At 70.4% G+C, this 20,527-nt stretch carries 15 protein-coding genes; 13 read left to right on the forward strand and 2 right to left on the reverse strand.

From position 1 onward, the window contains the following. Positions 1 to 22 precede the first annotated feature (22 nt). The 3 genes from ACZ6ZN_RS19475 to ACZ6ZN_RS19485 all read left to right on the forward strand — a co-directional run bounded on the left by ACZ6ZN_RS19475 (position 23) and on the right by ACZ6ZN_RS19485 (position 1,840). Complete coding sequence (locus tag ACZ6ZN_RS19475) at positions 23 to 388, forward strand: rhodanese-like domain-containing protein (RefSeq protein WP_469647799.1); 366 nt, start codon at positions 23 to 25, stop codon at positions 386 to 388. Beyond that, positions 385 to 1,128, forward strand: a complete 744-nt coding sequence (locus ACZ6ZN_RS19480; protein ID WP_469647800.1) for a sulfite exporter TauE/SafE family protein — start codon at positions 385 to 387, stop codon at positions 1,126 to 1,128. Before ACZ6ZN_RS19475 ends, ACZ6ZN_RS19480 begins: the two co-directional genes overlap by 4 nt. A 136-nt stretch (positions 1,129 to 1,264) precedes the next feature. Further along, complete coding sequence (locus tag ACZ6ZN_RS19485; RefSeq protein WP_451878834.1) at positions 1,265 to 1,840, forward strand: rhodanese-like domain-containing protein; 576 nt, start codon at positions 1,265 to 1,267, stop codon at positions 1,838 to 1,840. A gap of 104 nt (positions 1,841 to 1,944) precedes the next feature. Here ACZ6ZN_RS19485 and ACZ6ZN_RS19490 read toward each other — a convergent pair whose 3' ends face one another. Further along, on the reverse strand, positions 1,945 to 2,226 hold the full coding sequence (locus tag ACZ6ZN_RS19490; protein WP_451878833.1) for a metal-sensitive transcriptional regulator: 282 nt from the start codon (positions 2,224 to 2,226) through the stop codon (positions 1,945 to 1,947). A gap of 1,053 nt (positions 2,227 to 3,279) precedes the next feature. Here ACZ6ZN_RS19490 and ACZ6ZN_RS19495 point away from each other — a divergent pair. Then, positions 3,280 to 4,197: a universal stress protein gene (locus ACZ6ZN_RS19495; protein WP_451878832.1), complete on the forward strand. Its 918-nt coding sequence runs from the start codon at positions 3,280 to 3,282 to the stop codon at positions 4,195 to 4,197. A gap of 135 nt (positions 4,198 to 4,332) precedes the next feature. Continuing rightward, entirely contained in the window at positions 4,333 to 6,717 is a 2,385-nt protein-coding gene (locus tag ACZ6ZN_RS19500; protein ID WP_469647805.1) for a phosphoketolase family protein, read from the forward strand. Positions 6,718 to 7,245: 528 nt separating this feature from the next. On the opposite strand, the gene adhE is transcribed toward ACZ6ZN_RS19500, so the two are convergent. Beyond that, positions 7,246 to 9,888 carry a bifunctional acetaldehyde-CoA/alcohol dehydrogenase gene (adhE, locus tag ACZ6ZN_RS19505; RefSeq protein WP_469647808.1) on the reverse strand — a complete coding sequence of 881 codons (2,643 nt, stop codon included), beginning with the start codon at positions 9,886 to 9,888 and terminating at the stop codon, positions 7,246 to 7,248. 637 nt (positions 9,889 to 10,525) lie between these two features. On the opposite strand from adhE, the gene pflB reads away from it, so the two are divergent. The 8 genes from pflB (at position 10,526) to ACZ6ZN_RS19545 (ending at position 20,444) form a co-directional block, all read left to right on the forward strand. After that, positions 10,526 to 12,784 carry a formate C-acetyltransferase gene (gene pflB / locus ACZ6ZN_RS19510; protein WP_469647811.1) on the forward strand — a complete coding sequence of 753 codons (2,259 nt, stop codon included), beginning with the start codon at positions 10,526 to 10,528 and terminating at the stop codon, positions 12,782 to 12,784. Further along, positions 12,781 to 13,542, forward strand: a complete 762-nt coding sequence (gene pflA, locus ACZ6ZN_RS19515) for a pyruvate formate-lyase-activating protein (protein WP_469647814.1) — start codon at positions 12,781 to 12,783, stop codon at positions 13,540 to 13,542. The genes pflB and pflA overlap by 4 nt, the downstream gene beginning before the upstream one ends. Positions 13,543 to 13,634: 92 nt before the next feature. Continuing rightward, a complete protein-coding gene (locus ACZ6ZN_RS19520) occupies positions 13,635 to 14,333 on the forward strand; it encodes a response regulator (protein ID WP_451878411.1) in 699 nt (232 codons plus the stop codon). A 170-nt stretch (positions 14,334 to 14,503) separates the two neighbouring features. After that, positions 14,504 to 16,261: a sensor histidine kinase gene (locus ACZ6ZN_RS19525; protein ID WP_469647816.1), complete on the forward strand. Its 1,758-nt coding sequence runs from the start codon at positions 14,504 to 14,506 to the stop codon at positions 16,259 to 16,261. A gap of 565 nt (positions 16,262 to 16,826) precedes the next feature. Next, on the forward strand, positions 16,827 to 17,459 hold the full coding sequence (locus ACZ6ZN_RS19530; RefSeq protein WP_451878413.1) for a hypothetical protein: 633 nt from the start codon (positions 16,827 to 16,829) through the stop codon (positions 17,457 to 17,459). 149 nt (positions 17,460 to 17,608) lie between these two features. Then, positions 17,609 to 18,514 (forward strand): universal stress protein, encoded by a 906-nt coding sequence (locus tag ACZ6ZN_RS19535; RefSeq protein WP_469647820.1) that lies wholly within the window; start codon positions 17,609 to 17,611, stop codon positions 18,512 to 18,514. A gap of 36 nt (positions 18,515 to 18,550) precedes the next feature. Next, a complete protein-coding gene (adhP, locus tag ACZ6ZN_RS19540) occupies positions 18,551 to 19,573 on the forward strand; it encodes an alcohol dehydrogenase AdhP (RefSeq protein WP_469647823.1) in 1,023 nt (340 codons plus the stop codon). A gap of 7 nt (positions 19,574 to 19,580) precedes the next feature. Then, positions 19,581 to 20,444, forward strand: a complete 864-nt coding sequence (locus ACZ6ZN_RS19545) for a universal stress protein (protein ID WP_469647825.1) — start codon at positions 19,581 to 19,583, stop codon at positions 20,442 to 20,444. The last annotated feature ends 83 nt before the right edge of the window (positions 20,445 to 20,527 follow it).

The following is a 20,527-nucleotide window of genomic DNA, read 5'->3' on the forward strand; positions in this document are numbered from 1 at the left end:
CTCGCAAGGAAGGAAGCGTGTGATGTTCCTCTTTCGCCGAAACGGGCCTCGTGTCACGGTCGCCGAGGCACGCAGCCTCACCAGCGGCGACCGGCCTGACGCGGTCCTGCTGGACGTACGTGAGAAGCCCGAATTCGCCGCGGGCCATGCCCCGGGCGCCCTCCACGTACCGCTGACGAAACTGGTCGTCGGCGACACCCTGCCCGCTGATGCGGAGGGGTACCCGCTGGTGGTGATCTGCCGCAGCGGACACCGTTCCCAGCAGGCAGCGAAGCTCCTCACCGAACGCGGAGTGCACGCGGTGGACGTCGAGGGCGGGATGAACGCGTGGGCCGCCGCTGGGCACCCGGTCGTCGACGAACGCGGGAACAGCGGCCGTATAGCGTGACCGTACTCGTTCTCGCCCTCATCGCCGGGGCCGTCATCGGTCTCGCCCTCGGAGCCCTCGGCGGCGGTGGCAGCGTCCTTGCCGTACCGGCACTGATCTATCTGCTCGGCTTCACTGCAGCCGCCGCCACCACCGCCAGCCTGATCATCGTCACTGCCACCTCCGCCACCGCCCTGTACGCCCATACCCGCGACGGGAACGTGGCATGGAAGACAGGGGCGCTGTTCGCCGCGGCGGGCATCGTCCCCGCCTTCCTCGCCGGAGCCGTCGCCGGGAGCCTGCCCGACGCGGTACTGACGTCGGCGTTCGCCGTCATCGCCGCGCTGGCGGCCCTGCGCATGCTCCGCCCGTCCGCCTCCGAGCCGCCGGACCGGATCCGTCCCGGCAAGGCGGCCGGCGCCGGTGCCGGACTCGGTGCCGTGACGGGCTTCCTGGGCGTCGGCGGGGGATTCCTCGCCGTGCCCGCCCTGGTGAGCGTCCTGGGACTGGCCATGCGGCGGGCAGTGGGCACCAGCCTGCTCGTCATCACGGTCAACTCACTCGCCGCGCTCGCCGCTCGCACCGGCAGCACTGGCGGGCTCCACTGGGAGATCATCGGCCCCTTCACCGGAGCCGCGATCCTCGGCGCCTGGGACGGCAAACGCCTCGCGACGAAGATCTCCGGCACCACCCTTCAGAAAATCTTCGCCGGCGTACTGCTGGCGGTGGCGGCTTTCATGCTCGTCGACGTGATCGCCTGAACACGAAGGCCGTCAACAGCCCAGAAACAGGGACCGGGAGAACCTTTCCGGTCGGCGCGCATCTCAGGACCGCCTGCTGCCCGGCTCCCCTCAGATCAAGTTCCACCACGACTTCCGCACCCATAGGACATCTGCCATGACCACACCCACGGCTCTCGCCACCGACGAGGCGCGCACCCGCCTGCACGAACTGACCATCATCGACGTGCGTACCCCGGGCGAATACGCCGGCGGTCACCTCCCCGGCGCGCTCAACATCCCCCTCGACCAGATCCAACGCGCACTGCCCGACATCCGGCACGCCGCCGACCGCGGTGACGTCCTGGTCGTCTGCGCCTCGGGCGCCCGCTCCGAGAACGCCGGCCGGATCCTCGCGGAGGAGGGCGTCAGGGCCGCCATCCTGTCGGGGGGCACCGGCGCCTGGGCGGCCGACGGCCACGAGCTGCACCGCCCGCAGGGCGCCTCACGCGCCACCTGGGGCATGGAACGGCAGGTGAGGCTCACGGCAGGAGTGATCGTGCTGCTCGGCCTGCTGCTCGGGCTCGTCGTTCACCCGGCCTTCCAGCTCATCTCCGCCGGCATCGCAGGTGGTCTGGTCTTCTCCGCCCTGACCAACACCTGCGGCATGGCCGCCCTGCTCGCCAAGCTCCCCCACAACCGCCCCCGCGCCGCCGACCTCGACAACACCCTGGCCGCACTGCGCAACCGCTGAACCACAAAGGGGAGGGACCCGGTGCTCCAGATCCCTCCCCTTTTCGCAGCCAACCCAGGTGGCCAACCGACCCGGCGGGTGATCCGGCGTCGCGGCACCACAGCTCAGGCCAGAGAAAGAAACAGCTTTTCCAGCCGGGTGCGCATCTGCTCCCGGTCGCCGGAAGCGGCTATGTCCGCATCGGTCAGACAGTGCTGCAACCCAGTGGCGATGATCGCAAAACCGGCCTTGTCCAGAGCTCGGGACGCCGCGGCGAGCTGAGTGACGACGTCCTCGCAGTCCCGCCCCTCCTCGATCATCTTGATCACACCGGCGATCTGGCCCTGTGCCCGGCGCAGCCGGTTGACCACCGTCTTCAGTTCCTCAGCCGCCATCGCCAGTTCCACAACCCACACTCCTTCGAGATACCCCCTTGGGTATCCTACCGAAGAGGTAACCCCGACCAGGCCAAGGAAATTCCCCTTCTCCGGAGCCGACGAAGCAGCGGCCACCCCTTGGTCGGCGGTCTGCCGGACCCGGGGTGGTGCGCTGAATGCGTCGTAACCAGCAGGTGTGGATTGGGGCCAGAACCGGAAGAACGACGTTCAGGTCGCGCCGAATGCGTGTGTAGTCGGCAGGCGGGTGGGGTCGGCGGCCTTCTCTGCGGCGGGCGGCGACTTACGTCCGCACCTGGTCGGCTGTGGCGTCGGGGAGCCGTTGGAGCTCGTCTTCAATGGCCTGGCGGTGGCGGGCGTCCGTGCGGGCCGTGTCCAGGACACCCTCGGCATAGGCTCTCTTTCGGGTGCACGGGCAGGCCGTCGCGGGCGCAGCGGGAGCACCGGCCCGTCGGGCGGTGCTCACATGGTTTGCCCCACCGCCGACGAGGGCGACTGTTCCTGTGTCTCCTCGAGTGCCGTGGCCACAGCGGTTGCCCGCACTGAACGGGCAGCCGTCGTTGACGACCCGACGGGTGTGTGACCGTGCAGGTGTCCATCGGGGGATGTTCGACCGGGTCGCGGCTGAGCTCGGTCGACGGTCTTCCGGCGAGCGAACCAAATGCCCGCGCGACAGCCCGCTCCATCAACGCTGGGAGCCGCACGGGAGCACGGGACGTGGCTGTGCGCGGCAGCCCGGCGGTCGTCCGGGAAGCCCTGCATCCGGGGTCACCGCTGACCCGAACCCGCGCCAGTGCGCCCGGCCCCGCGGGGAACGAGGCCGAGCACTGATGCCAGGGCCGGACCGAGGCAACGCCGGACACCCTGTGTTGTGCGTGTCCGCAACGGCACGTCGTGGTTGTCCGCCAGAACGCCGCGGGCAGCATTTCGCCCGGCGGCGCAGGCACCAGCACAAAGCCTTCGGTCTCTGCGTCGGGACCGTCGGCTCCCGATGGAGGGCCAGTGGGCCCTGCTGCCGTCGCCCGGCGCAACGAACACTCGAGGCACCCCTGAAGGAGGATCGTCATGACCCGCACCATCACCGTAGGACTGGACGGCACGCCTGCGAGTCTGGCTGCCGCCGACTGGGCTGCCGACGAGGCACAGCTCAGGGACCTGCCGCTGCGGCTCGTGACTGCGTGGGAGTGGCAGCCCTCCACCCGCGCACCGTACGTCGGCCTCGGGGTTCAGGTTCCCCCGAGCGACCTCCAACGCGCATCGGCTCAACGCCTGCTGGACAAGACGTGCATGCGTCTGACTGAGCGCCGCCCCGGGTTGCGGGTCGACACGCGAGAGCTTCCCGGCCTGCCCGTCCCGGCCCTGCTGAAGGCAGCAGAGGAGGCCGAGCTGCTGGCACTGGGGTCCCATGGGCTGGGCAAGGCGCTCGGCTACCTGCTCGGTTCCGTTTCCCTCCCCGTCCTGGCCACGTGCGAGCGGCCCGTTGTGCTCGTCCGTGCCGGCGGACACGCTCGGGAAGAAGTGCCGCAGCAGTCGTTGCCGCAGACCGGCTCCGCCACCGCACGACGTGACGTCGTCCTCGGGCTCGACCTGGCCAAGCCCGACGACGCGGTGATCGGGTTCGCGTTCGACGCGGCCTCACGGCGCACCCTGTGGCTACGGGTCGTCCACGGGTGGACGCCGCCGCCCTACTACTACGGCGGCCAGCTGACGCCCGACCTCAACGACGGCCTGACCACCCAGGTGCGGCGACGGCTGTCCGACGTCCTGCGTCCGTGGCAGGAGAAGTTCCCCACTGTGGAGGTCGCGGCGCACGCCGTCGTAGGGCACCCGGCTCGTCACCTGGTCGACGCCTCGCATGAAGCCGCTCTCGTGGTGGTGGGCCGACGCCACCGCACGGCGGCGGTCGGCTCCCGGATCGGACCCGTGACCCAGGCGCTGCTGCATCACGCCACCGCACCTCTGGCAGTGATCTCCCACAGCTGAGTCGAGGAAGCCCAGCCCCACACGACCACCGTTCGGTACCGCGGCGGCCCCCATGACGCGGTGAACGGGGGAGGCCGCTGCAGCCGGCCGTGCACAAACGTCCATCAACCACACCTACGAACCGAAGGAATGAGCATGGTCGTCGCTTCTCAGCTGGACTCCACTTCACTGACAGACGAGGAACTGAGGACGCTGGACGCCCATTGGCGTGCCGCGAACTACCTGTCCGTCGGCCAGATCTACCTGATGGCGAACCCCCTGCTCACCGAGCCGTTGCACCCCGAGCACATCAAGCCGCGGCTGCTCGGTCACTGGGGCACCTCACCTGGCCTGAATCTCGTGTACACCCACCTCAACCGGCTGATCGGCTCCCGGGGACTGGAGGCCCTGTGCATCTGGGGCCCCGGCCACGGCGGCCCCGCGGTGGTGGCCAACTCCTGGCTGGAAGGGTCGTACACGGAGACCTACCCGGACATCACCCGGGACGCCGCCGGGATGGCCCGCCTGTTCCGGCAGTTCTCGTTCCCTGGAGGTGTGCCCAGTCACGTGGCGCCGGAGACGCCCGGTTCCATCCACGAGGGCGGCGAGCTGGGGTACGCGCTCTCGCACGCCTACGGCGCGGCCTTCGACAACCCCGGCCTGCTGGTCGCCTGTGTGATCGGCGACGGTGAGGCGGAGACCGGTCCACTGGCCGCCTCCTGGCACGCCAACAAGTTCCTGGACCCGGTGCACGACGGCGCGGTCCTGCCGATCCTGCATCTCAACGGCTACAAGATCGCCAATCCCACGGTGCTGTCCCGGCTGCCCGAGTCCGAGCTCGATGACCTCCTCAAGGGGTACGGCCACGAGCCGATCCACGTCACCGGCGACGAGCCGGCGGTCGTCCACCGCGCGATGGCCCGAGCCATGGACGCCGCAGCGGACCGCATCGCCGCTCTTCAGCGCTCCGCCCGCGAGGACGGGGCGACCGAGCGGCCCCGTTGGCCGATGATCGTGCTGCGCACGCCCAAGGGTTGGACGGGTCCAGCCACGGTCGACGGCTCTCCCATCGAGGGCACCTGGCGGGCGCACCAGGTGCCGCTGTCCGCCGTCCGGGACAACCCCGACCACCTGCGTCAACTGGAGGAGTGGCTGCGCTCCTACCGGCCGCAGGAACTGTTCGACGAACACGGAGCACCCCGCCCCGATGTCCTGGCGTGCGTCCCCGACGGCGCCCGCCGGCTGGGGTCCATCCCGCACGCCAACGGCGGCCTGCTGACGCGCGAGCTTCCTCTGCCGCCGCTGGAGCGCCACGCCGTCCCGGTCGACAAGCCGGGTGCCACCTTGCATGAACCCACACGCATTCTGGGTGACTTGCTGGAGTACGTGATGCGGGAGACCGCCGCCCGCCGGGACTTCCGTCTGGTCGGCCCGGACGAGACCGCCTCCAACCGGCTCCAGGGCGTCTACGCCGCCAGCGGCAAGGCCTGGCAGGCCGGCACCTCTGATGTCGACGAGCACCTGGACCGGCACGGCCGGGTGATGGAGGTCCTGTCCGAGCACCTGTGCCAGGGCTGGCTGGAGGGGTACCTGCTCACCGGCCGGCACGGGTTGTTCTCCTGCTACGAGGCGTTCGTGCACATCGTGGACTCGATGGTCAACCAGCACATCAAGTGGCTGCGCACCTCCCGCCGCCTGCCGTGGCGCGCCCCCATCGCCTCTCTCAACTACCTGCTGACCTCGCACGTCTGGCGGCAGGACCACAACGGCTTCTCCCACCAGGACCCCGGCTTCGTCGACCACGTCCTCAACAAGAGCCCCGAGGCCGTCCGGGTCTACCTGCCGCCGGACGCCAACACCCTGCTGTCGGTCGCCGACCACGCGCTGCGCAGCCGGGACTACGTCAACGTGATCGTGGCCGGCAAACAGCCCTGCTTCGACTGGCTGACGATGGAGCAGGCGAAGGCGCACTGCGCCCGCGGCGCCGGCATCTGGGAGTGGGCCGGTACCGAGGACGGCGACCGGGAGCCGGACGTGGTGCTCGCGGCGGCAGGGGACGTCCCCACGCAGGAAGTGCTGGCCGCCGCCCAGTTGCTGCGCCACCTCCTGCCGGAGTTGTCCGTGAGGGTCGTGAACGTCGTCGACATCGCCCGGCTGCTGCCGAGCGAGGAACACCCCCACGGGATGAGCGACTTCGAGTACGACGGGCTGTTCACCACCGACAAGCCGGTGATCTTCGCCTACCACGGCTACCCCTGGCTGATCCACCGCCTCGCCTACCGCCGCACCGGCCATCGGAACCTGCATGTACGCGGCTACAAGGAAGTGGGAACCACCACCACACCGTTCGACATGGTGGTGCGCAACGACCTCGACCGCTACCGCCTGGTCATGGACGTCATCGACCGGGTCCCCGGCCTCGCCGTGCGCGCCGCGGCCGTACGCCAGCGGATGGGGGACTCCCGGCTGCGCCACCACGCGTACATCCGCGAGCACGGTGTCGACCTGCCCGAGGTCGCCGACTGGTCGTGGGACGGCTGACACGAGCGCGACAGGCCCGGGCGGCGGATGTCACATCCGTGGCCCGGGCCCGGTTCGTTCGCTGAGCAGGGCCGAGGCATCGGTCTGCATGCCTGCGGCGCATACATGCCTACCCGGAGGGTCGTCATGGACGGACGGCCGTGCCGAACACCGCGCATCAGGATTCGCAGGGCTCCCTACGCGAGGCTCCCGTCGGCGACCTGTGGAGCGGGGAGCCGTCCTCACGTCCGTTCGGTACAGGATGCCGGGCAAGGGGTCACTGCCGGACGGGAGCCGCAGCCCGCCGTGCCGCTCCGGCTGCGGCTCTGGCGTGAGGGCGTCCAGCCGTGCCGTGACGACCGGAGCGGCAGCGATGTCGACGTCCTCCGTGCAGTTCCACGACGGTTGTGTCGCCTGCGGTGGACCGTACACGGACCGGACCGGGCGTGCTCGTGCGACGACGTACGACCTGGGTGAGGCCCCCGGACACGGAGAAGCCGCCGTACGGAAGCCTGAGGCCCCGGCACGGCGGATTCCGCCGCAGGCGGGTCAGCCCTGGTACGCCCTGCGCATGAGCTCCTGCATGTCGTCCAGCATCGGCATGCGGGGGTTGGCCGGCGCGCACTGGTCCTCGTAGGCGTTGAGGGCCTGCTGAGGCAGTGCGGCGAGAAATGCGGATTCGTCGACGCCCAGCGCTCGGAACGTCGGCTCGATGTCGACGGTGTCACGCAGCCGTTCCACGGCCGCAGCGAGGGACTCCACGCCCTCCGCCGGTGTGGCCGCGGGCAGGCCGAGGGCGCGGGCGATGTCCTGGAAGCGCTCGGGGGCCCGGTAGGTCTCGTACTTCGGCCAGCCGGTCAGCTTCGAGGGGGTGGTGCCGTTGTAGCGGATGACGTGGGGCAGCAGCACCGCGTTGGTGCGGCCGTGGGCGATGTGGAAGGTGGCCCCGAGGGTGTGCGACATGGCATGGACGATGCCGAGGAAGGCGTTGCCGAAGGCCATGCCCGCGATGGTGCCGGCGTTGTGCATCTTCTCGCGGGCTTCGGCCGCTCCGGCTCGATCTTTCACGGCGGCCTCGAGGTGGCCGAAGATCAGGCGGATGGCGTGCAGGGCCAGGCCGTCGGTGAAGTCGTTGGCGTAGACGGAGACGTACGCCTCGATGGCGTGGGTCAGGGCGTCGAAGCCGCTGTCGGCGGCGAGCGCCGGGGGCAGGGCGGAGGTGAGGAGGGGGTCGATGATCGCGATGCTGGGGGTGAGGGCGTAGTCGGCGAGCGGATACTTCTTTCCGGTCACGGGGTCGGAGATGACGGCGAACGGGGTGACCTCGGCACCGGTGCCGGAGGTGGTGGGCACGCACACCAGGCGGGCCAGGCTGCCGAGGGCGGGGAAGCGGAACGCCCGCTTGCGGATGTCGGAGAACTTCTGCCGCATGTCGGCGAAGTCGATGCCGGGCTGCTCGTACAGCAGCCACATGACCTTGGCGGCGTCCATGGGGGAACCGCCGCCCAGCGCGATGATCGTGTCGGGTCGGAAGTCCCGCATCAGATCGGCGCCGCGCTGGACGGAGTCGATGCTGGGCTCGGGCTGGACGCTGTCGATGATCTGCAGGGTGACCGGCTCCTGGCGCCGTTGCAGTACGCGGCTGATCCGGTCGACAAAGCCGAGGCGGGTCATGGTGGTGTCGGTGACGATGGTGACGCGGTGGACGCCGGGCATCGAGGCGAGGTAGCGCACGGCCTGCGGTTCGAAGTAGATCTTCGGTGGGACCTTGAACCACTGGAGGTTGTTGCGGCGGGCCGAGACCCGCTTGATGTTCAGCAGCTGGGCTGCGGAGACGTTGTCGGACACCGAGGTGCTGCCCCAGGAGCCGCAGCCGAGGGTGAGCGAGGGCAGCAGGCCGTTGTAGATGCCGCCGATCGCGCCTTGGGAGGAGGGGGAGTTGACGATGATCCGCACGGTCTTCATCCGCATGGCGTACGCCGCCGCCACGGCCGGGTCCTCGGCGTGGAGGACGGCGCTGTGGCCCTGGCCGTGGAAGGCGACCATGTCGGCCGCGAGTTCGAACCCGCGGCGCTCGTCCTCGGCGCGCAGTACGGCGAGTACGGGGCAGAGCTTCTCACGGGTCAACGGCTCGTCGGGGCCGACCCGTTCGGCTTCGACCAGGATGATCGAGGTGTCCGCCGGCACCGAGAATCCGGCCTGTTCGGCGATCCACGTCGGGCTCTGTCCCACGGCGGCGGCGTTGACCTTCGGTTCGCAGCCGGTGCCCGAACCGCCGGCGGTCGGGAACAGGAAGGTTTCCAGCTGCGCCTTCTCGTGCGGAGTGGCCAGATGTGCGTGCAGGGCGCGGAAGTCGTTGATCGCCGCGTCGTAGATCTCGGTGTCCAGGATGACGGCCTGCTCCGAGGCGCAGATCATGCCGTTGTCGAAGGCTTTGGACAGCACCAGGTCGTGGACGGCCCGGCGCACCGTGGCGCTGCGGTGGACATAGGCGGGGACGTTGCCGGCACCGACGCCGAGGGCGGGTTTGCCCGCCGAGTAGGCGGCCTTGACCATGGCGTTGCCGCCGGTGGCGAGGATCAGCGAGACGCCGGGGTGATGCATGAGCGCGCGGGTGGCCTCGACGGACGGAGCCTCGACCCACTGGATGCAGTCCTCCGGCGCTCCCGCCGAGACCGCCGCGTCCCGTACGACACGGGCCGCTTCGGCGCTGCACCGCTGGGCGGAGGGATGGAACGCGAAGACCACCGGGTTGCGGGTCTTGAGCGCCATCAGCGCCTTGAAGACGGTGGTCGAGGTCGGATTGGTGACAGGGATGATCGCTGCCACGACACCGACCGGTTCGGCGATCTCGATCACGTCGTCGATCTCGTCCCGGGCGATGACCCCGACGGTCTTCATGGGACCCATGCTGTGTGTGACGTGCTCGCACGCGAACATGTTCTTGGCGGCCTTGTCCTCGAACACCCCTCGCCCGGTCTCCTGCACGGCCAGGCGGGCCAGTGCGGTGTGCTGGTCCAGGGCGGCGACCGACGCCTTCTTGACGATGTGATCGATCTGTTCCTGGGAGAAGCCGTCGTAGTCGGCGAGGGCCTTGAGGCTGGCTGTGACCAGACGGTCCACTGCAACGGCTGTGTCCGACGGGGCGTCGGTCCTGATGCGATCCTCGGTCCGCACGTGCTGTCGGGTCATGTCGGTCTGCCTCCGTTGTCGGGGTCTGCCGCGGTGCACGGCGGAGCCGGGAGGAGCAGTACGACGGTGTCCGGCGCCGCTCCCGGTCTTCACCTTCCTCGCCTCCGGGCGGCCGCAGCAGGCGCCGAAGGACCTCTCCCTCGTCCGTCCGACCCGGCCGGGCCGGGACCATCGGTCCCGGAGGGGTGACGCCGCGGCTCGCGTTCGATCGCCGCTCCGCCGCGGCGAGGGACGGCACACGCAGCGGCGCGACGACGTCGAAGTCAGGAATCCTGTCGTCGGCGTCAAGCACCGGCAGCCGGCTGAGCCGGGCGCCTACCTCCGAGGCCGCGCGCCACGGGGGTTGCTCGGGCGTCCGGTAGGCACTGTCGCGGGGTGGACGGCGCGTTCGGTTTCCAAGGGCGGGAGGCCGGGCCGGTTCGAAGGCGGCAGTGACCTCCAGCCGCGCTGCCGGGACGCGAAACGGCGAGCAGGAGACGTAGTCCAGCCCGACGTGTGGCAGAAGTGCACGACCGGGGCCGATGGTCCCGGCCTGCCGGGACGGACGGACCGCCCGGTGCCCTGTTCGGCACTACTGGCCGGAGTCCCGTACGACGAGCATCGACACCGACCGGAACGTACGAGGAGAGGACCTGTGATGATCGCGACGGTGACAGCCGGACCTCGGACCACCGACGCCTGGCGGCAGTTCGCCGGCGACGGATGGCGTGCCCGCATCGACGTGCGCGACTTCATCCAGGCCACCTACACGCCCTACGAGGGCGACGCCTCCTTCCTGACCGGTCCGACGGACCGCACCGTCACGGTCTGGGGGAAGGTCAGCGAGCTGTTCCCCGAGGAGCGGCGCAGGGGGATCCTGGACGTGGACACCGCCACGCCTTCCACGATCACCTCGCACGCCCCTGGCTTCATCGACCGCGACCGGGAACTCATCGTGGGCCTGCAGACCGACGCTCCCCTCAAACGCGCGATCATGCCCAACGGGGGACTGCGCATGGTGGAGAACGGCCTCAGGGCGTACGGCTACGAGGCGGACGCGTTCGTGTCGAAGGTCTTCGGGACCTACCGCAAGACCCACAACGACGGCGTTTTCGACGCCTACACGCCGGCCATGCGGGCCGCCCGCAAGGTCGGCATCATCACCGGCCTGCCGGACTCCTACGGGCGCGGACGCATCATCGGGGACTACCGCCGCGTCGCGCTGTACGGCACCGGCCGGCTCGTCGAGGCCAAGCGCGCCGAGCGCGCCCTGCTCGACGCCCGGCCCTCCACGGCCGAGGTCATCCGCGACCGCGAGGAGCTGGCCGAGCAGATCCGGGCGCTGGGGGAGCTGACCGAGATGGCCGCGACCTACGGTTGCGACGTCACCCGCCCCGCCGCCACCGCGCACGAGGCGATCCAGTGGCTCTACCTCGGTTTCCTCGCCGCGGTGAAGGAGCAGAACGGCGCGGCGATGTCGCTGGGCCGCACATCCACCTTCCTGGACGTGTACCTGCAGCGCGACCTCGACGAGGGAACCCTCGACGAGATGCACGCCCAGGAGCTGATCGACGACTTCGTGATCAAACTGCGCATCGTCCGGTTCCTGCGCACCCCGGAGTACGACGCGCTGTTCTCCGGCGACCCGACCTGGGTGACGGAGTCCATCGGCGGCATGGGCGCCGACGGCCGGCCCCTGGTCACCCGCACCTCGTTCCGCTTCCTGCAGACGTTGTACAACCTGGGCCCCGCGCCGGAGCCGAACCTGACGGTGCTGTGGTCGCCCAGGCTGCCCCTCGGCTTCAAGGCCTTCTGCGCCCGGGTGTCCATCGACACCAGCGCCGTCCAGTACGAGTCGGACGACCTGATGTGCCCGCGCACCGGGGACGACACCGCCATCGCCTGCTGCGTGTCCGCGATGGCGGTGGGCAAGCAGATGCAGTTCTTCGGCGCTCGCGTCAACCTCGCCAAGGCGCTGCTCTACGCCGTCAACGGCGGCCGCGACGAGATGACGGGTGACCAGATCACCCCCGTGATGGAGCCGCTGACCGGCGATCACCTGGACTACGAGGAGCTGACGGTCGCCTACGACCGTGTGCTGGACTGGCTGGCCGAGACCTACGTCGACGCGCTCAACGTCATCCACTACATGCACGACAAGTACGCCTACGAGCGCGTCGAGATGGCCCTCCACGACCACCCGGTCCACCGCTTCATGGCCTGCGGCATCGCCGGACTCTCGGTCGCCGTGGACAGCCTGTCCGCCGTCAAGCACGCCCAGGTGAGGATCATCCGCGACGCGACGGGACTCGCGGTGGACTTCCACACCGATGGTGACTTCCCCGCGTACGGCAACAACGACGACCGGGCCGACGCCCTCGCCGTCGACCTGGTGGAGTCCTTCATGGCGAAGGTGCGCAAGCACCCCACCTACCGCGATGCCGAGCACACCCAGTCCGTGCTGACCATCACTTCCAACGTCGTCTACGGCAAGCACACCGGCAACACCCCCGACGGCCGGCGCGCCGGACAACCCTTCGCCCCCGGAGCCAACCCGATGAACGGCCGCGACAAGCGCGGCGTGGCCGCCTCCGCCCTCTCGGTCGCCAAGCTGCCCTACGAGTCGGCACGTGACGGCATCTCCCTGACCACCACCATCACCCCGGAAGGACTCGGCCACGTCCCCGACGAGCGGCCAGGTCACCTCGTCGGCATCCTCGACGCCTACATGTCCGCGGGCGGCTTCCACATGAACGTCAACGTCCTCGACCGTGCCGTCCTGGAGGACGCCATGGAGCACCCGGAGAAGTACCCCGAGCTGACGATCAGGGTCTCCGGCTACGCCGTCAACTTCGTCCGCCTGACCCGCGAGCAGCAGCTCGACGTGATCAGCCGCACCTTCCACGGCTCGCTGTGACCCCCGTGCCCCCGACCGTGGCGCCGGGATCGATCACCGGCCGCATCCACTCCTGGGACCTGTCCACCGGCGTGGACGGTCCCGGGACCCGGTTCGTCCTGTTCACCAGCGGGTGCCCGCTGCGCTGCCTCTACTGTGCCAACCCCGACACCTGGCACATGCGCGACGGCCGGGAGGCCACCGTCGACGAGGTGATGGCGGAGATCGACACGTACCGGAGCTTCGTCAGTACGGCCGGCGGCGGTGTGACCCTCACGGGTGGTGAGCCGCTGCTCCAGCCGGCTTTCACCGCAGCGGTGCTGCGCAGGTGCCAGGGGGCCGGCCTGCACACGGCCCTCGACACCTCGGGCTTCCTCGGTGCGCGCGCCACGGACGCGCTGCTGGCCGACACCGATCTGGTGCTGCTGGACATCAAGTCCTTCGACGCCCCGACCTACCGGAAGCTGACCGGGGGCGGCCTCGCCCCGACCCTGAACTTCGCCGCCCGGCTCGACCGGCTGGGCAAGCGCGTGTGGATCAGGTACGTCCTGGTGCCCGGCTGGACCGACGACGCAGACGCCGTCGACGGACTCGCCCGGTTCCTCTCCGGTCTGCCCTGCGTGGAACGCGTCGACATCCTGCCGTTCCACAAGCTCGGCGCCCCCAAATATGACGCCCTGGGCGTCCCGTTCCCCCTCCGCGACGTGCCGGTCCCCGACGCCGCTCTGGTGGACCGGGTGCGGGGCCGGTTCCGCCGCCTCGGGCTCGTGGTTCACTGACGCAGGTGAAACAGGGCCGACCGGCCCTGGTCCTCGGCCATCCTGGGAAGAAAGGATTCCGACACAGGCCGAGGCATCACGAGGAGTACCAGATGGCGTACGGAGAGCAGGACGAGAGTGCGGGAGGCCCGATCAAGGTCTTCCTCCTGGACGACCACGAAGTGGTGCGGCGCGGGGTGCACGACCTGCTGGACGACGAACCGGACATCACCGTGGTCGGAGACGCGGCGACGGTGGAGCAGGCACTGGTGCGGGTCCCCGCCCTGCGGCCCGACGTGGCCGTCCTCGACGTGCGCCTGCCCGACGGGGACGGCGTGACCGTCTGTCGTGAGCTGCGGTCGAGGATGCCGGATCTGGCCTGCCTCATGCTCACGTCCTTCGACGACGAGGAGGCGCTGCTGGACTCGATCATGGCGGGTGCGGCCGGATATGTCCTGAAGCAGATCCAGGGCTCCGACCTGGTCTCGGCGGTACGGACGGTGGCCCGCGGGCAGTCCCTGCTGGACGCCAGCGCCACCACCAAGCTGATGGCACGCCTGCGGGGCGGCGGACAGCAGCCCGCCGAAGAGCCGGATACGCTGCCCGGCCTTACCGAGCGCGAACGCGAGATCTTGGACCTGATCGGCGAGGGGCTGACCAACCGGCAGATCGGTCAGCGGCTCTACCTCGCCGAGAAGACGGTCAAGAACCACATCTCCCGGCTGCTCGCCAAGCTCGGCGTCGAGCGCCGCATCCAGGCCGCCGTCATCGCCACCCAGGCACGCGACCGTACGCGGTCGGAGGACCGGTAGGAGTTCGCCCCCGCTCGGTTCCGTGGCTGTGGACGGCCACCGCGTCACGGTGACCGCCGTGTGTGCGGGGTCGCCGGTGCTCATCTTCCATCGTCTTCCTGCTCGAACCGCTACCGTGGCAAGGGAACGGGTCGGTCGCCGTGTGGCCGTGAGGCGATGGAGGAGCACGGGTGAAGAAGGCCGGGGAAGCCACTGAGGCACGGGTACGGCTGCCGCAGTTGCGGTTGGACGAGCTGCTGGAGGAACTGCAGGCCCGTCTGGACGCGGCACGCGGCACCCGGGATCGGGTCCACAGCCTCCTCGAAGCCGTGCTGTCGGTCGGCCGGGAGCTGGACCTGGAACAGGCACTGCGCAGCATCGTCGAGGCCGCGGCGGCCCTGGTCGACGCGGAGTACGCGGCGCTCGGGGTGATCGGCCCGGACGGCAAGCGGCTGTCGGCCTTCCACACGGTGGGCGTCGGCGCGGAGCAGATCGCGCGCATCGGCCCGTACCCGGAAGGCCACGGCATCCTCGGGGAACTGATTCGTCACCCCGAGCCGTTGCGCCTCGCGAAGCTGTCCGACCACCCCGCGTCCTACGGGTTCCCGGCCCACCACCCACCCATGAACACCTTCCTCGGCGTTCCCATCCGGGTGCGTGATCACATCTTCGGCAACCTGTATCTGACGGAGAAGCGCGGAGGGCAGCAGTTCGACGAGGACGACGAGTCGGTGCTGGCGACACTGGCCGTTGCGGCCGGCGTGGCGATCGACAACGCCCGGCTCTACGAGGAGTCCCGGCTGCGTGAACGCTGGCTGCAGGTGAACGCGGAGATCACCCATACCCTGATGTCCGGCGCGGACCAGGGCGGGGTGCTGCCGCTGATCGCCGACCGGGCCCGGGAGATCACCTCTTCCGCGCTGAGCGTGGTGGCCATGCCGGTGAGCGGAACCGACACGCTGGCCGTGGAACTCGCCCTGGGCCGGCAGGCCGACGCATGGCGCGGGATCGTACTTCCCGTCGAGGGCACCCTCATCGGTCAGGCGTTCATTCAGCGGTCGCCCGTCAGCAGCACGGACGTCACGTCCGACTCCCGGGTCTCGGCCGGCCCGCCGCGCTTCGAAGGGCTCGGGCCGGCCGTCGCCGTGCCGATCGGTTCGGGTGACGAGGCCCGCGGCGTGGTGCTGCTGGTCCGGCAGTCGGGTGGCCAGGAGTTCTCGGAGAAGGAGACCGAGCCACTCCAGGTTTTCGCAGCACAGGCCGCCGTCGCGATGGAACTGGCGGAGCGTCGCCAGGACGCCGAACAGATCGCCGTGCTGGAGGACCGTGACCGGATCGCGCGCGATCTGCACGACCTGGCGATCCAGCGGCTCTTCGCCACCGGCATGACCCTGCAGAGCGCCGGTCGTCGGGTCCAGGACGAAGCGGCCTCCGAGCGGATCCTGCGGGCGGTGGACGACCTCGACGAGACCATCAAGATCATCAGGTCGACGATCTTCGGCCTGCGCTCCCGGGACGACGACGGGGCGCCCGGCCTGCGCTCCCGCGCGGTGCGTGCCATCGGCGAGGTCGCCCCACTCCTGGGCTTCGCTCCCAGCGTCCGCATGGAGGGACTGCTCGACACCCACGTACCCGGCCAGATCGCGGACCACGTCATCGCCGTCCTCACCGAGTCCCTGACCAATGTCGCCCGGCACGCTGCCGCGGACCGTGCGGACATCGTGCTGGAGACGGACGGCCGGCAGGTGCGCCTGACGGTCACCGACAACGGCGTCGGCATCCTGGACGGTGGCCGCCGCAGCGGCCTGACGAACATGGCCGAACGAGCACGGAAGCTCGGCGGCGACATGGAGCTCGAAAGTGGCGGGGGGCAAGGGACACGCCTGGTGTGGCACGTGCCGCTGGCCCTCTCCTCGGACACCGCGACGGGCGAGCAGCCCGACACGTGACGCAGGCCGCCGGAAGACGAGCGGCACTGCGACGACCTCACCCACCGCTACGCGAAGCCGCCCCGCTGCGAAGCGAAGCCATCGACTGGAGCGCTCACGGGGCAACGCGGCATCTGATCACCCGTGGGCCGGAACCACCTCCTCGATGGGACGGCGCGGCCAGACGAATCCCTCGGGGCCGTACCCGAGAAATGACCCGGCGCAGATCGGGCGGTTCCATGGCCCGGTGAAGAAGCGACGCGCGCACTTTGCGCCAGGTGGCCAGCAGGAGCACGTGCGGCAGGGCCTGGCCGGCCCCCAGCCAGTCGGTCCGCCGGTCGTGTGCCGCGGACGGCAACGCCCGGGCCTGCCGGACTTCGAAGGTCACACGGGTCCGAGGGACCGTGCGGGGACTGCGGTGCGGCGTTCGGTGCTGACCTTCTCCCGGGCCGAACGTCCCTACAGAAGAGGGCTGTTGAGCCCTCGGTAGCGGACCTTCGGCGCCGGGTGCGGAGGGTGGAGGGCCGCCAGAGTGGGCGGTGCCGGATCCAACCGGATCCGGCTCTCCCATGAAGGGATCACCACCATGGCCGTGCACCAGAGCACACACCGCAGTTCCGGTCGTCTCCACCTGCCTTCGTTCCGCGGCCATCACGCCGCCTCCGTTCCCGGGCCGGCCGCATCGGCGGATGCGGACACGCTCACCGCGCGGGCCGGCGTCCTGGCCTCGGCCCGGGTGCTGATGGGGTTCGTCTTCCTCTGGGCGTTCCTCGACAAGACCTTCGGGTTCGGCTACGCCACACCCTCGGGCAAGGGATGGATCGACGAGGGCTCACCGACCCAGGGCTTCCTCGGGCACGTCGCGGTCGGCCCGATGGAATCCGCGTTCCACGCATGGGCCGGTGCGGCATGGGCGGACTGGCTGTTCATGCTGGGTCTGCTGGGAGTCGGGCTCGCGTTGACGGCCGGGGTGGCGCTGCGTCCGGCCGCCGTGGCGGGCACGGTGATGATGGCGTTGATGTGGGTGGCGGAGTGGCCGCCGGCCACCCACCTGTCGGACGGGTCCGCGAGCATGTCGACCAACCCGTTCGCCGACTACCACGTGGTGTACGCGGTGCTGCTGATCGCCCTGGCCGTGACATCGGCCGGTGACTCCATCGGTCTGGGCCGGGTGTGGGCGCGGTTGCCGATCGTTCGCGACCACACGTGGCTGCGCTGAGCGCGGCTGGCCGGGCGGGTGCCACCGGGGACCCGCCCCCACCAGCCGCCAGGGACCATCGGCCCCGTCCCGGGACCCCAGGCCCCTGCCGTGGGAGATCACCGCAAGCGACGCTGAGTACAGAACCGATGACACAGGAGGTGGGCGGCATGGACCGCACGATCACCGTTGGACTCGACGGCTCGCTCGAGAGCCGCGCTGCCGCGGAGTGGGCGGCGCGCGAGGCGAGGCTGCGCCAGGTGCCGGTGAGGCTGGTACACGTCTGGCAGCCGGTCCCCGAGCCCATGGTCCAGGCCCCGCTCCTGGGCGCCGAGACACACCAGCACTGGACCGAGCGGATCCCCCGTGAGGCCGCCGAGGGTCTTGCGCTGCGACACCCCGGCGTCGACGTGACCACCGAACAGCGCACGGGAGCTCCGGCGGACGTGCTGCTCGACGCCGCCGGTGACGCGGATCTGTTGGTGCTGGGCTCACGTGCCCTGGGCGGACTCGCCGGTTTCCTCGTCGGGTCCGTCGGCCAGTCGGTGGTCGCCCGAGCCGAGGTGCCGGTCATCCTCGTCCGAGCGGGGGAACAAGCCGCCTACGAACACGTCAAGGACCCCACCGGCATACCGTCCGCCGCCACCGGCTTCCGCCCCGTCGTCCTCGGCCTGGACATCGACAGCCCCGACGGCACGGTGATCACCTTCGCCTTCGAGGAGGCGCGGCGGCGCAGGACGACGCTGAGCGTCGTCACGGCCTGGAACCTGCCGCCCTACTTCGTCTACGGCCTGGTCGCCGGCCTGGACCCCCGCGAGGACTTCGTCCGGGAGCAGACCGCCGCTCTCAGCGAGGTGCTCCTGCCCTGGCGGGAGAAGTACCCGGACGTGGAGGTGACCGAGGCCGTCCGGCTCGGCAGCCCGGCGAACCATCTCATCGACGCAGCCCGCGACGCCTCGCTGGTGATCGTCGGCCGCCGGATCCGCCGCAGCCCGTTCGGTGTGCACATCGGTGCCGTCGCCCATGCGGTCATGCACCACGCCACCGTCCCCGTAGCGGTCGTCGCGCACGACTGACGTGCCGGGCCGAACACCTCAGAAGGAGCAGACACCATGAAGGCAGCGGTCGTCAGGGAGTTCGGCGAACCCCTGGTCATCGAGGACCGGCCCGACCCCGAACCCGGCCCTGGGCAGGTGCGCGTACGCGTCGAGGCGTCCGGCCTGTGCCACACCGACATCCACGCCGCCCACGGCGACTGGCCGGTCAAGCCCGCCCCGCCGTTCGTTCCCGGCCACGAGGGCGTCGGAGTAGTGGAGAAGCTGGGCGACGGCGTGACCCACCTCGCTCTCGGGCAACGGGTCGCCGTTCCCTGGCTCGGCAGGGCATGTGGACGGTGCGAGCACTGCCGGTCGGGCTGGGAGACCTTGTGCGAGAGTCAGATCAACACCGGGTACGGCTGTGACGGCGGATACGCCGAGAAGATGCTGGCCTGGGCCGACTTCGCGCAGCCGGTGCCCGAGGGAGTCCACGCCCTGGACGCCGCTCCTCTCACCTGCGCAGGGGTCACCACCTACAAGGCCCTGAAGGTGGCGGACGTCAGGCCCACCCAGCTGGTGGCGATCTCGGGCGTGGGCGGACTGGGCCACCTCGCCGTGCAGTACGCGAAGATCGCCGGGGCTCGGGTCGCAGCGATCGACGTGACCGACGACAAGCTGCAGCTCGCCCGGGAACTCGGCGCGGACATCGTGATCGACGCCCGCACCCAGGACGTCGCCGCCGAGTTGCAACGGCACGGCGGTGCGCACGCGGCCCTCGCCCTCGCGGTGCATCCGGCGGCCTTCGCCGCGGTCAACTCGGGCCTGCGGCGCGGTGGGAAGCTCGTCATGGTGGCGCTACCGGCACACGGCACCCTCGAGGTGCCGATCTTCGACACCGTCCTCAACGGCACCTCGGTCATCGGCTCCATCGTCGGCACACGCCAGGACCTCGCCGAGGTCTTCCAGCTCCACGCCGAGGGCCGCACGAAGGTCATCCGGGAGAGCCGCCCGCTCACCGCCGTCAACGACTGCATCGACGAGGTCCTGCGTGGCCAGGTCAAGGCCCGCATCGTCTTCGATGTCGACCAGGAAGGCTGAGAAGCCGATGAACCTGCCCGTCGTCGTGGGCGTCGACGGTTCGGAGTCGAGTCTGCGGGCCGTCGACTGGGCCGCCGACGAGGCCGCCCAGCGCGGACTGCCCCTGCGGATCGTCCACGCCTACCGCTGGGACCGCTACGAGGGCGCGTCACTCTCCCGGGAACTCCGCACGTCGTCGGCGAGCGTGACTCCGGATGAGATCCTCGTCGTCGCCGGCCATCGAGCCCGTCGGCACCACGGGAACCTCGCCGTCACCTCCGAAGCGGTGGCCGAGGAACCGGAATACGTCCTCTTGCGCGAGGCCCGCAACGCCTCCGCCGTGATCGTGGGCTGCCGTGGACGCGGCGAGCTCGCCGACCTCCTGCTCGGCTCCGTCAGCCTGTCCGTCGCGACCGCGGCGACCTGTCCGGTCGTCGTGATCCGCGCAAACCACGACAACCGGGCCGCCGGGGGCCGCCACGGCCGCGTTGTCGTCGGCGTGGCCCAGGCTTCTACGGCGGCCGTCCGCTTCGCCTACGAGGAGGCCCGCCGTCGCGGCGCCGTCCTGGACGCCCTGCGGGCATGGCGATGCCCCACCCACAGCACGGGCGCCCACCCCCTCCTCACCGGCACACCCGAGCGCCTGCACGAGGAGCAGGCGGCCGAGGAACTCGAGGCCGCGCTCGCCGACGCGCCGCCGGAAGTGAAGGTACGCCGGCACACGGTCGAGGGCCCCGCCCGCCGGGTCCTGCTCACCGCCTCGCAGGACGCGGATCTGCTGGTGGTGGGGCGGCATCGTCCTGGGCAGTACGGGCATCGCCTCGGGCGGGTCACGCACACGCTCCTGCACCAATCCGCCTGCCCTGTTGCGATCGTGCCCGACACGCCGTGACGAGGCCGAACGGTTCCCTCCGGGTGGGGCCGCCCCCCCCGTCGGAACGAAGGCCGGACAGCGACAAGCCGAGGACCATCGGC

Source organism: Streptomyces sp. NPDC053665 (assembly GCF_055585285.1).

Excerpts from the sequence above, each read along its gene's own strand:
- ACZ6ZN_RS19475 (WP_469647799.1), top strand. The coding sequence starts at position 23 with ATGTTCCTCTTTCGCCGAAACGGGCCTCGTGTCACGGTCGCCGAGGCA.
- ACZ6ZN_RS19485 (WP_451878834.1), top strand. The coding sequence starts at position 1,265 with ATGACCACACCCACGGCTCTCGCCACCGACGAGGCGCGCACCCGCCTG.
- ACZ6ZN_RS19495 (WP_451878832.1), top strand. The coding sequence starts at position 3,280 with ATGACCCGCACCATCACCGTAGGACTGGACGGCACGCCTGCGAGTCTG.
- ACZ6ZN_RS19500 (WP_469647805.1), top strand. The coding sequence starts at position 4,333 with ATGGTCGTCGCTTCTCAGCTGGACTCCACTTCACTGACAGACGAGGAA.
- adhE (WP_469647808.1), bottom strand. The coding sequence starts at position 9,888 with ATGACCCGACAGCACGTGCGGACCGAGGATCGCATCAGGACCGACGCC.
- pflB (WP_469647811.1), top strand. The coding sequence starts at position 10,526 with ATGATCGCGACGGTGACAGCCGGACCTCGGACCACCGACGCCTGGCGG.
- ACZ6ZN_RS19520 (WP_451878411.1), top strand. The coding sequence starts at position 13,635 with ATGGCGTACGGAGAGCAGGACGAGAGTGCGGGAGGCCCGATCAAGGTC.
- ACZ6ZN_RS19530 (WP_451878413.1), top strand. The coding sequence starts at position 16,827 with ATGGCCGTGCACCAGAGCACACACCGCAGTTCCGGTCGTCTCCACCTG.
- ACZ6ZN_RS19535 (WP_469647820.1), top strand. The coding sequence starts at position 17,609 with ATGGACCGCACGATCACCGTTGGACTCGACGGCTCGCTCGAGAGCCGC.
- adhP (WP_469647823.1), top strand. The coding sequence starts at position 18,551 with ATGAAGGCAGCGGTCGTCAGGGAGTTCGGCGAACCCCTGGTCATCGAG.
- ACZ6ZN_RS19545 (WP_469647825.1), top strand. The coding sequence starts at position 19,581 with ATGAACCTGCCCGTCGTCGTGGGCGTCGACGGTTCGGAGTCGAGTCTG.